Below are 10941 nucleotides of genomic sequence, written 5' to 3' on the forward strand. Positions count from 1 at the left end.
GCAGAATCTCCTGTTCCTCCGCCTGCACATACACCTCGCCCTTGTCCACATAGACCAGTTCCCAAAAATCGTGGCTTTCGCCGGTAAAGGCATAGTCCGGGCCATACTCAAAATAATGCACCGAATAAATCCGGTCGATGCACAGCACCCGCTGCAATTCCAGTGGTTTGTACGCCATCTTTGCGCCGCTCCTTTCTGTGGTTTGCCGGTTAGGTTCTCTTGCTTGTAGTATAGCGTAACCGGGCCGCCACTTCAACCGATTGTGCAAATTTTGTCTGAATTTATGGGGAATCTCGCCAACACGCTGAAACTGTGCTATACTGAAAGCATTCTGTGTTTTGCTTGAAAGGAGCTGTTATGAGCGCGTTTTCTAACCATTTTTACACCGACTGGTCCTTTTACAAACGGATGCTGGCTATTACCATTCCCATTGCTTTGCAAAATGTGATTAGCCTGAGCGTTAACATGATGGACACCGTCATGCTGGGCCAGCTGGGTGATGTGGCCATTGCCGCCTCCAACCTGGGGGGGCAGCTGTTTACCATTTTGGATGTGCTGGGGTTTGGCATGGCCAGCGGTGCGGCGGTGCTGATTGCCCAGTACTGGGGCAAGCGGGACCTGGTGCGCATTCGGCAAATTTTTGCCCTTACCCTGCGCATTGCACTGGGGGTAAGCCTGCTGTTTGCACTGGTGGGCCACTTTTTCCCCCAACAGGTGCTGCGCATCTACACCACCGACCCCCTTGTGATTGAAGCGGGCAGCCAGTATCTACGGTGGCTTTCCTTCAGCTTTGTGCTGTTCAGCTTTTCCAACTGTTACATCATGTGCCTGCGGGCGGTGGAGCAGGTGCGGGTGAGCATGATGATTTACGGCAGCAGCTTTTTAATCAACATCTTTTTCAACTACTGCTTCATCTTTGGCAAGCTGGGTGCTCCCGCCCTGGGGGTACGGGGTGCGGCACTGGGCACCGTTCTGGCCCGGCTGTTTGAGCTTTGCGCCACCCTTGTGTATATGTGCTTTGTGGAAAAACGGGTAGGCTTTACCCCAATCTGGCTGTTCCGGCTGAAAAGCGGCCTTCTGCGGGACTATATCCGCAACAGCGTACCGGTGGTAAGCAACGAGCTTTTGTGGGGCATTGGTATGTCGGTTATGAACCTGACCATCGGCCACATGGGCCCCAGCTTTACCAGCGCCATGAGCATTGTAATTGTGTTTAACCAGCTGGTGAGTGTGTTTGTGTTTGGTATGTCCGCCGCCACTGCGGTGATTGTGGGCAAAACCATTGGCGAAGGCCGCATTCAGGATGCCCAGCGGGCGGCCAACAGCTCGGTGCTGGTAAGCCTTTGCCTTAGCTTTATCAGCATGACGGTGCTGCTGGTGGGGCGGCCTTATATTTTGGGTATGTATAATGTAAGCCAGCTGGCTCACGACACTGCTTTTGCCATGCTCACCATCCTTGCCTTGATGCAGCCCTTCCAGGCAGTTGGCTGCGTTATGGTGGTGGGCGTGCTGCGGGGCGGCGGCGATGTGCGCAGCAACCTGATTTTGGACAGCGGCCTGCAATGGTGCCTGGCCATTCCCCTGGGGCTGCTCACCGGCTTTGTGCTCCACTGGAGTGCCCCTGCGGTATTCTTTTGTATGCGGAGCGACAACCTGGCTAAAAGCCTTTTGGGCCTTTGGCGGCTGCGCAGCGGCCGCTGGATTCGGGTTGTTACAAAGGAGGAAACTTAACCCCCCTGCCTGGGGCCAGCCCATTGGCAGCAGCCCCCTTGCCCAGATGGGCCTTTAGGGCTGCTCTGGGCTTTTGATTTTCAACAAAAAACACGCCTGTACCCGGCAGTAAGCCAGGCTGTACGGGCGTGTTTTGTTGTAATAAGGCCCGGCGCAGGGTTGCCCGGCGGCCCGCTGGCCCGCTGGCTTTGCCCTTGGGGCAAAAAACGGGCAGTTTGCCCCCCAGAGAGTGCCCCTGCGGCCCCCTTTAACTGTGCACCAGATGCTGCACCCAGCCGCTTTTGGTGCGGCCCTTGGCCCGGTGGGCAATCAGCTGGGCTGCAATGCTGACTGCAATCTCTGCCGGGGTTTCGGCCCCAATGTCCAGCCCGATGGGGGTGGAAATACGCTGGAACTGCTCCGGCGCAAAGCCATCCTGCTGCAAATTCTGCTGCAACATGGCAATTTTGCGGCGGCTGCCCATCAGCCCAATGTACCCGGCAGGGCTTTGCAGTGCCTGGCACACCACCTGATAATCATGAAGGTGCCCTCTGGTAATCACCACAATCATATCCTCCGGCTGGGGGTTCAGCTGGGCCAGTGCCCCCTCCATGGGCATACAATGCACCGCCAGCGCACCGGGGAAGGCCTGCTCCTGGGCAAATTCCGGCCGGTCATCCACCACCAGATAGTCCAGCTCCAGCGCAGGCAGCAGGGCGGCCAGTGCCCGGCTCACATGGCCGGCCCCAAACACCAGCACCCGGCCGCCGGGGGCCTGCTGGGCCAGCTGCTCCACCTGCTGGAGGGACTGCTCCCCTGCGGGCAGGTACAAAAAATCCACCGTAACCTGACCGCCGCAGGCCATGCCGATTGCATTCCTGCCGCTGCTGGACAGATTGTATTCCTGCCGGTTGCTGCGCTGCTGGGCCAGCAGGGTGCGGGCGTGCTCCAGGCAGATGGCCTCCACCTTGCCGCCCCCCACTGTGCCCTCCGGCTGGCTGTGGGCAAACACCGCCATCTGCGCCCCTGCGTGCCGGGGGGCAGAGCCCTGGCTGTGCACAATGCGCACCAGCATTGCATCCTCCTGGCCCAGGCGCTGGGTCAGGGCATTCCAGATACTTTTCATGGATGGTTCCTCCTTGCAGGCAGGGGGCTTTGCTGGGCCGTCCGCCTGTATATTTCAGCTAATTTCTATCACCAGTATACCACGAAGGCCCGGTTTGTCACCCCCTTTGCTCTGGGGGGATGGGCGGATTTTGCATTGAAAAAACCGATGATTTTCTCCCCGGATTGCCGCCCCATTCCCTGGTATTTGGGGGAATGTTCGGGGGTTTTCATCGGTTTTTGCGATTTACGCCTTTCCTTCCGGCCAAAATCGTGGTATGATAAAGACAGCCATTATACTTTAAAATAAACAACGCTTTCGGCCCCTGCGGCCAGGCGATGCAAGGAGCGTACAGCCAGCCATGAAACTGATTGATACCAAGGATGCCGTGGGCCATGTACTGTGCCACGACATTACCCAGATTATTCCCGGCGTAACCAAGGACGCCGTATTCCGCAAGGGCCATGTGGTGCAGCCCCAGGATATTCCCGTTTTGCTCAGCGTGGGCAAGGACCATTTGTATGTGTGGGAAAAGGGCGAGCAGCGGATGCACGAAAACGAGGCCGCCCAGGTGCTGCGGGCCATCTGCCAGAACGAGCATATGCACCCCACCCCCGTAAAGGAGGGCAAGATTGAGCTGATTGCAGACCAGGACGGCCTGCTGCTGGTGGATGTGGAGCGGATGCGGGCGGTAAACCAGCTGGGCGAGATGATGATTGCCAGCCGGGCTTCCGGCTTCCCTGTCAAAAAAGGGGATAAACTGGCCGGCACCCGGATTATTCCCCTGGTGATTGAAAAGGAAAAGATGGAACGGGCCCAGCAGGTGGCCGGGGAGCAGCCGCTGCTCAAGCTGCTGCCCTTCCAGCCCAAAAAAGCCGGTGTAATTACCACCGGCAACGAGGTATTCCACGGCCGCATTCAGGACGCTTTCACCCCTGTGATTGAAAAAAAGCTGGCGGAGTACGGCAGCCAGATGACCCACCATGTGATTTTGGACGATGACCACACCAAAATTACCGCCGCCATTCACCAGATGGCAGAGGCCGGGGTGGACTTGATTATCTGCACCGGCGGCATGAGCGTGGACCCGGACGACAAAACCCCGCTGGCCATCCGCAACAGCGGTGCCCAGGTGGTAAGCTACGGGGCACCGGTACTGCCCGGCGCCATGTTTTTGCTGGCCTATCTGCCGGATGGCCGCCCGGTGATGGGCCTGCCCGGCTGCGTGATGTACGCCAAGCGCACCATCTTTGATTTAGTGCTGCCCAAGGTGCTCACCAATGTGCCGGTTACCCAGGCAGACCTGGCCGCTTTGGGCCATGGGGGCCTTTGCCTGGATTGCCCGGTGTGCATCTGGCCCAACTGCGGCTTTGGCAAGGGGGTGTAAGCCATGGCAGAATTCACCCACATGGACGCCGCCGGGGATGCCCGGATGGTGGATGTGAGCGAAAAATCCCCCACTGCCCGCACCGCCGTTGCGGTGGGCCGCATCCGCATGAGCCGGGAATGCTTTGCCCTTGTGGCCCAGGGCCGTGCCAAAAAGGGGGATGTGCTGGGGGTTGCCCAGATTGCAGGCATTATGGGCGCCAAGCGCACCAGCGACCTGATTCCCCTGTGCCACACCCTCAACCTGACCAAAACCGGCGTCACCTTCCGCCTGCTGGAGGAGGAATGCGCCATTCAGGCGGAATGCACCGTTAAATGCGAGGGCAAAACCGGCGTGGAGATGGAGGCCCTCACCGGCGTTTCGGTGGCACTGCTCACCGTGTACGATATGTGCAAGGCAGTGGATAAACGGATGGTGCTGGAAAACATCCATCTGGTGACCAAAGAAGGGGGCAAAAGCGGCCTGTTCCAGTTCGATGCCCCCTAACCTCCCTCTGCTGGCAGGAACCTGTGGATTTGCAGGGTTCTGCCCTGGTTGTTAAAAAAGGAGACGATAGCATGAACCTTCGCTCTATCCTCTGCGGCCTTCTGGCCACTGGTTTGCTGGCAGGGTGCAGCGCCCCTGCTGCCAGTTCCGGCGCGGCCTCTGCCTCTCAGCAGGCTGTAACCCTTCGGGTGTTTGCCGCCGCCAGCCTTACCGAGACCCTTCAGCAGATTGCTGCCGACTACCAGACCCAGCACCCCCAGGTACAGCTGGAGTTCACCTTTGATTCCTCCGGCACCCTCAAAACCCAGATTGAGGAAGGGGCGGTGTGCGATGTATTCATCAGCGCCGCCCAAAAGCAGATGGACCAGCTGGACGGCCAGGTAACCGACCCTGCCATCAACCCGGAAGGGCTGGATTTTATAAACACCGATACCCGGTTTGACCTGGTACAGAATCAGGTGGTGCTGGCGGTCACGGAGGAAAACCCCGCCCAGATTTACAGCTTTGCAGACCTTGGCACCGACAAACTGCACCTGCTGGCCCTGGGCAACGAGGATGTGCCGGTGGGTGCCTACTCGCTGCAAATCCTCACCGGGCTGAACCTGCTGGAGGGCTTGGAGCAGGGGCAGAAAATCAGCTACGGCTCCAATGTAAAGGAAGTTACCACCCAGGTGCTGGAGGGGGCAGCGGACTGCGGCATGATTTACGCCACCGATGCCTTCAGTGCCAAACTCACCGTAGTGGATACCGCCGATACCGCCCTGTACAGCCCTGCGGTCTACCCGGCTGCCGCCCTGAAGGCCAGCCAGTACCCCCAGCAGGCTGCGGACTTTTTAAACTACCTGAAAACCAGCCCCAAGGCCCGCTCTGCCTTTGAAGGGGTTGGCTTTACCATGGTGGAGTAACCCGCAAGGGCTTTTGCAGCACCAGGGCCTATTTGAGCCAGAACTATTCTTGAAGCAAGCAAAAATCCGGGGATCTGTTGGGCAATCCATGCGCCAATGCTCCCCGGATTTTGTGTCATCTTTTGCCCGTGGGCTGTTTTGCAGCCCCCCCTTTGCCCCCTGCCCACACCGAAAGGAGAATACAACTTGGACTGGTATCCCCTGCTCAACTCCCTGCGCATTGCCCTTGCTGCCAGCGTGGTGGTGTTTTTTTCCGGCATTGCCGCCGCCTATTATGTGGCCCGGCTGCCCAGGCTGCTCAAGGGCTGCCTGGATGTGCTCTTTACCCTGCCCATGGTGCTGCCCCCCACCGTTGTGGGCTATTTTTTGCTGGTACTGCTGGGGCCCCGCCGCCCGGTGGGGGCCTGGGTGCTGGAGCACCTGGGCTTAAAGCTGGTAATGACCTGGTACTCCGGCATTTTTGCGGCGGTGGTGGTGGCGTTCCCCCTAATGTACCGCACCGCACGGGGTGCCTTTGAAAGCTTTGACGAAAACCTCTGCCATTGCGGCCAGACGCTGGGGCTTTCCAACACTTACCTGTTTTGGCGGGTGCGGCTGCCTGCCTGCCGCCAGGGCATTTTGGCAGGGCTTGTGCTGGCCTTTGCCCGTGCCCTGGGGGAGTACGGCGCCACCAGCATGGTGGCCGGTTACACCCCCGGCAAAACCGCCACCATCTCCACCACCGTTTACCAGCTCTGGCGCACCAACAACGAGGAGCTGGCCTTTTGGTGGGTGCTGGTGAATCTGGGCATCTCCACCGTTGTTCTGCTGGCGGTCAACCTGCTGGAACGGCACACAAAGCCCGCCCGGGAGGTGGTATAAATGGCACTGGAAGTAAACATTCAAAAGCAGCTGGGGGCCTTTTGCTTGCAGGTGGACTTTACCGCCCAGCCCGGCGTGCTGGGCATTTTGGGGGCTTCTGGCTGCGGCAAAAGCATGACCCTGCGGTGCATTGCAGGCATTGAACAGCCAGATCAGGGCCGGATTGCCCTGGATGGCCGCCCCTGGCTGGATACCCAGACCGGTGTGCAGCTGCCGCCTCAGCAGCGTGGTGCGGGCTTTTTGTTCCAGAACTATGCCCTGTTCCCCACCATGACGGTGGAGCAAAATCTGCTGGCCGGGCTGCACCGGCTGCCCCGCCGCCAGCGCAAGGCCCATGCCCAGGAGCTGATGCGGCGGTTTGAACTTACCGGGCTGGCCCAGCGGCGGCCTGCCCAGCTTTCCGGCGGGCAGCAGCAGCGGGTGGCACTGGCCCGGATGCTGGCCGCACAGCCCCTGGTCACCCTGCTGGACGAGCCATTTTCTGCACTGGATGCCAGCCTGCGGGAGGCCTTGCAGCTGCAGCTGCAAGCCACCTTGCAGGAGTTTGGCGGCCCGGCCATTTTGGTAAGCCACGACCGGGACGAAATCTATCGGCTGTGCCAGCACACCCTGGTAATGGACCAGGGCCGGGTGGTGGCCTTTGGCCCCACCCAGCAGCTGTTTTTACAGCCGGAATGCATCGCCGCAGCCCGGCTCACCGGCTGCAAAAATATTCTGCCTGCCCGCTGTGCCGGGCCTTTTGCGGTGTTTGTGCCGGATTGGGGCTGCACCCTCACCACCAGCCAGCCGGTGCCCCCGGACCTGGCGGCCATTGGGGTGCGTGCCCACGATTTTGCGGTGCAGGGCAGCCACAACCCCCTGCCCGTTTCCCTCTGCCAGCAGATGGAGGACCCCTTCTTTTACACCTACCGCTTTGCCATCGGCGGGGGCACTCTGTGGTGGAAGGTAAGCAAGCAGACACTGGGCTCCCCACGGCCCCAGCTGCCCGGCACCCTGTATCTGCCGCCCCAGGCTATTCTGCTGCTGCGAGCCTAGCAGGCCCCAAAGGCAGGCCCTGCCCCTAGCAGCAGACTGCATCCTCCACCCCGCCAGAGAGGCCCTGCCCCCTGCTCAGGCAGCCTGCCCCTTGCCTGCTTGCAGCTGTGCCGGGGCTGCATCTGCCTGGGGCAGCCGGGCGCAGTAGTCCAGCAGGGCAGCGCAGTTTAGGGGGGATTGCTCCTGATGGGCCTTGTAGGCCCGTTCAAACTCCCGCCGCTGGTAGGATAGGGCATATTCATCCATCTGGCCCAGATGAATCAGGCCCGAAAGACTGCCCAGCCATTTTTGCGCCGCCGGGTGCAGCTGCTCCCAGCGTGTGCGGTTGCGGCGCCTGGCCGCCTCCCCCTGGGTAATGCCCTCCGGTGTGCGGATGGTAAAGCTGTATTCGTAGGCGGTGTTTGCCGCCTGGCGGGCCGCTGCAAGCAGCTGGTGCCAGGCTTCGCCGGCGGTGGGCTGGCAGGCGGTTTGCATGCTGCGCAGCTGGTCCATCAGGTCGGCCAGTGTAACCGGGAACCGGCACACGGTAAAAGCTTGCAGCATGGCCTTAAAGCCCGCCTGTGGGGGTACATCTTTTAAGGCCGCACTCCACAGGGCCACGCAGTTGGCCGCCTGCTGGGGGGTCATGTTTCGTTCGCTGATGCGGTACATATCCATATTTTGCTGAATCAGAACCTGTACTTCCTTTACCGTCAAGGGTTACACCTCCATAAATGAAAAATCTCCGTTTTGTATCATATCCACTGCATCGGACAAAATATCCCGCGAGGTTTTTAGCTGAGCCTGGCCGGTTTGCTGCCGGGCATACTGCCCTGCCCGCCGAATCCAGTTGCGGGCAGCTGCCTGCCAGTCCTGCATGGGGGTTTTGCCGCTGATTTTCCAGCCGTTTGCCTGGTAATAGTCCCAAAAGATTTGCCCTTCGGTTTTGCTGCTTCCGTTTTCTCTAAAAAAGGCAATAGCCTGTGTTTCATCCGGTGGAACAAAGCAAGAATGGGATGGCTTTTGTGCCGGGCAGCTTTGCCCGCTGGCGGTTCTGCTGGCTGTATTGTTATCCTTGTTATCCTTATTATCGTTGTTATTCTTGTTATCCTTATTTATTTGTTGCCCTTCGTCTGCCCATTGCCTGCCTTCTGGCTGCCCGCTGTCTGCCCTTTGGGTGCCCTTTTGGGTGCCCGGTGTCTGGTACTTGTTGTAGTTTTTTACGGTAAACAAGCCAAATTTTGAGGTTGCACTGTGTGCCACTTCCCCTGTGCGTTTTAAGTGGTTCAGGGCGGTTCGCACTTCTTTTACCGTCAGCCCGGTTTCCTGGGCTAATTTTGCATAGCTGGCAACCCGCTGGCCCCGGTCAATGGTAATGCCCTGCCACTGACAGCGGGTGTGATTCACCGTTAGCAGCAGATGAATAAACAGTCTGGCTGTGTTTGCTTCGGTGTACCACTCCCACTCCAAAAGGCTGCGGTACAGCACAATAAACCCTCTGGCCGAATCTACGCCCAAACAATCACCGCCTTTTTGGGGGCTTGGGCCCGCCAAACAGGCCGCCCATCCCCTTTGGCCTGCCAGATGCTGGCCCTGCCGCCCCAGATGCCGGGCCAAAACAGCCGCAGTCCCCAGCTGCTCCCCTTGGTTTGTTGCAAACAAGAGCCTTTCCTTGGCTGGCTGCTATGTACAGGCTGGCCATTGGCCCTGTTTGCCCCTTTACAATGCTTTTTTGCTGGCACTCCTTCAAACTCCTTCCATTTGACTTTTACGCAAAGGTGTAATAAACTAAGATTATCCCCTTGAATATTACGCTTTTACGGCTACTTTCTCAGTATATTATGCTTTTGCGTAAAAATCAAGCAGAAAAATTAAGCGAATGCGTATTTTTTCAAAAAAATCATCAGGAAGGGCTGAACCTATGTCTGCTTTATACCAAACCATCACCCAGCTTTGTGCCCAACGGGGCATTACCATTACCGAGCTTTGCCGCCAGAGCGGAGCAAGCCGAGGCTCCCTGACGGATTTAAAAATGGGCCGCAAGCAGTCGCTTTCCGCAGCTACCCTTGCCAAAATTGCCGCCTACCTGGGTGTTTCCATCGACGAAATTCTGGGCACCCACGCCATGCAGCCGGCCAAGCGAATCCCCACCGATAACCCGGATTTAAGGCACCCCTACCTGCTGGGCAAATATCTGGACGGAACCATCACACCCCAGGAGCAGGAGGAACTGGACAAGTGGCAGCGATTGAACCGAATCGCCGGGTATCTTGACCAGCTTACCGAGCAAGGCAGAGAGGAAGCGGAAAAGCGTGTGAAGGAGCTTTGCGAAATACCACGCTACCAGGCACAGCCCGCCGCCCCTGCCCCAGAACACAGCGATTGCTCCCAGCAATAAACCACCGGAGGGTGTGGGGAGCCGCTGTGGTGTTTGTTCTGGATGGTTTTGGCTGTACTTCTGTATCTTTCTTTCCAGAACACCTTTCACCTGTGCGCTGGTGCAAATACTATGTATAGTTGGGTTCCATTTTGTGTGTGATAACCGTTCCTTTTATTCATCGGAATGTTCTTCTTTTGAACCACACAACGAGCACTTGCTTGCTTGATACAAAAACAAACGCCGCAAACCACCAAACGGTGGTCTGCGGCGCTTTTTGGCACCCCCTGGGGGAATCGAACCCTCAACTAGCCCTTAGGAGAAGCCCCCGAGGGACATTTTTTACTCCCTCCAAATCCCTGAAAAGCCTTGATTTTACTGGCTTTTCCGAGGTTTCACTGTCAGTAAATTCTCGTCCAAAACCTGCTAATTTTTCTTGGTTTTTTCCTTCCTTTTAGCAGGGTATTAGCAAATGCAAAGAAATATGGGAAACATCATTGAGTTAATTTGTAGCCCATAAATCACAGGAAACGCATTTTAAGTTTACACAATCTCTTTTGCAGATAAATAATCTGTGTTCAAATATTATAATGGTTTTTCGCCCTGATTTCAAGGTTTTTCAGGTATTACAAAAGGCAACCCTGACGGATTGCCTTTTTTGTATGACTAAATTGTTTTTGCTAAAGCCTTTAATAATGCTGCTGTTTCCGGGTTTGATAACAGTTTTGCGAGCAAGGCAGCGTTTTCATCTGTACTGTTCTCAGCAGGCTTTTCTTCTTTAACTTTGCTCTCATTTTGAACCTCTGCCATTGGGTCAAGAAGCTCAACCGAAGTTTCAAATTTGGGCATTGGAGCGGTTTTACCTTCTTCTACATTTTTGAGACCTTTCGCATTGTAGAACTGTTCCTCAAACTTCTGTGCGTTATATCGCCTGTCCTCGTCAATGATATGGCTGTAAACATCAGCAACCATAGGAATCTCACCTCTGCCGGGTTCTCCGCCAGCTCCGTAGAGAAGTATCATTATCATCCTGACTGTCATCGCCGTAACAGGAGCAGCCTGTTACTTATACCGGGGGTTCTCGCTATTCTGCATT

Annotated in this window: 10 protein-coding genes and 1 pseudogene; 7 read left to right on the forward strand and 4 right to left on the reverse strand. The window is 57.2% G+C overall.

Annotation, left to right across the window (positions count from 1 at the left end; all coding sequences use genetic code 11):
• The first annotated feature begins 357 nt into the window (after positions 1–357).
• The gene (locus ACH2EM_RS02880) at positions 358–1731 is read left to right on the forward strand and encodes an MATE family efflux transporter (protein WP_395150570.1); all 1374 of its coding nucleotides are present in this window, start codon (positions 358–360) and stop codon (positions 1729–1731) included.
• Between the two features lie 247 nt (positions 1732–1978).
• Here ACH2EM_RS02880 and xdhC read toward each other — a convergent pair whose 3' ends face one another.
• Positions 1979–2836, reverse strand: a complete 858-nt coding sequence (gene xdhC, locus ACH2EM_RS02885; protein WP_395150571.1) for a xanthine dehydrogenase accessory protein XdhC — start codon at positions 2834–2836, stop codon at positions 1979–1981.
• 340 nt (positions 2837–3176) lie between these two features.
• Between xdhC and ACH2EM_RS02890 the strand changes: the two genes are divergently transcribed.
• The 5 genes from ACH2EM_RS02890 (at position 3177) to ACH2EM_RS02910 (ending at position 7489) form a co-directional block, all read left to right on the forward strand.
• On the forward strand, positions 3177–4202 hold the full coding sequence (locus ACH2EM_RS02890; RefSeq protein ID WP_395150572.1) for a molybdopterin-binding protein: 1026 nt from the start codon (positions 3177–3179) through the stop codon (positions 4200–4202).
• Positions 4203–4205: 3 nt separating this feature from the next.
• Positions 4206–4688, forward strand: a complete 483-nt coding sequence (gene moaC / locus ACH2EM_RS02895; RefSeq protein ID WP_395150573.1) for a cyclic pyranopterin monophosphate synthase MoaC — start codon at positions 4206–4208, stop codon at positions 4686–4688.
• Between the two features lie 71 nt (positions 4689–4759).
• Complete coding sequence (modA, locus tag ACH2EM_RS02900) at positions 4760–5593, forward strand: molybdate ABC transporter substrate-binding protein (RefSeq protein WP_395150574.1); 834 nt, start codon at positions 4760–4762, stop codon at positions 5591–5593.
• Positions 5594–5779: 186 nt separating this feature from the next.
• On the forward strand, positions 5780–6454 hold the full coding sequence (gene modB, locus ACH2EM_RS02905; RefSeq protein WP_395150575.1) for a molybdate ABC transporter permease subunit: 675 nt from the start codon (positions 5780–5782) through the stop codon (positions 6452–6454).
• Positions 6455–7489 carry a sulfate/molybdate ABC transporter ATP-binding protein gene (locus tag ACH2EM_RS02910; RefSeq protein WP_395150576.1) on the forward strand — a complete coding sequence of 345 codons (1035 nt, stop codon included), beginning with the start codon at positions 6455–6457 and terminating at the stop codon, positions 7487–7489.
• A 75-nt stretch (positions 7490–7564) separates the two neighbouring features.
• Here ACH2EM_RS02910 and ACH2EM_RS02915 read toward each other — a convergent pair whose 3' ends face one another.
• Both ACH2EM_RS02915 and ACH2EM_RS02920 read right to left on the reverse strand, forming a co-directional pair.
• Complete coding sequence (locus tag ACH2EM_RS02915) at positions 7565–8185, reverse strand: hypothetical protein (protein ID WP_395150578.1); 621 nt, start codon at positions 8183–8185, stop codon at positions 7565–7567.
• Positions 8186–8188: 3 nt separating this feature from the next.
• On the reverse strand, positions 8189–9130 hold the full coding sequence (locus ACH2EM_RS02920; RefSeq protein WP_395150579.1) for a hypothetical protein: 942 nt from the start codon (positions 9128–9130) through the stop codon (positions 8189–8191).
• Positions 9131–9389: 259 nt separating this feature from the next.
• Between ACH2EM_RS02920 and ACH2EM_RS02925 the strand changes: the two genes are divergently transcribed.
• Positions 9390–9866, forward strand: a complete 477-nt coding sequence (locus ACH2EM_RS02925; RefSeq protein ID WP_395150580.1) for a helix-turn-helix domain-containing protein — start codon at positions 9390–9392, stop codon at positions 9864–9866.
• A gap of 645 nt (positions 9867–10511) precedes the next feature.
• Here the strand turns inward: ACH2EM_RS02925 and ACH2EM_RS02930 are convergent.
• Positions 10512–10820, reverse strand: a pseudogene (locus ACH2EM_RS02930) (site-specific integrase); the annotation flags it as partial.
• Positions 10821–10941 lie beyond the last annotated feature (121 nt).

This window comes from uncultured Allofournierella sp. (assembly GCA_944382705.1).
Taxonomy (GTDB): Bacteria; Bacillota; Clostridia; order Oscillospirales; family Ruminococcaceae; genus Allofournierella.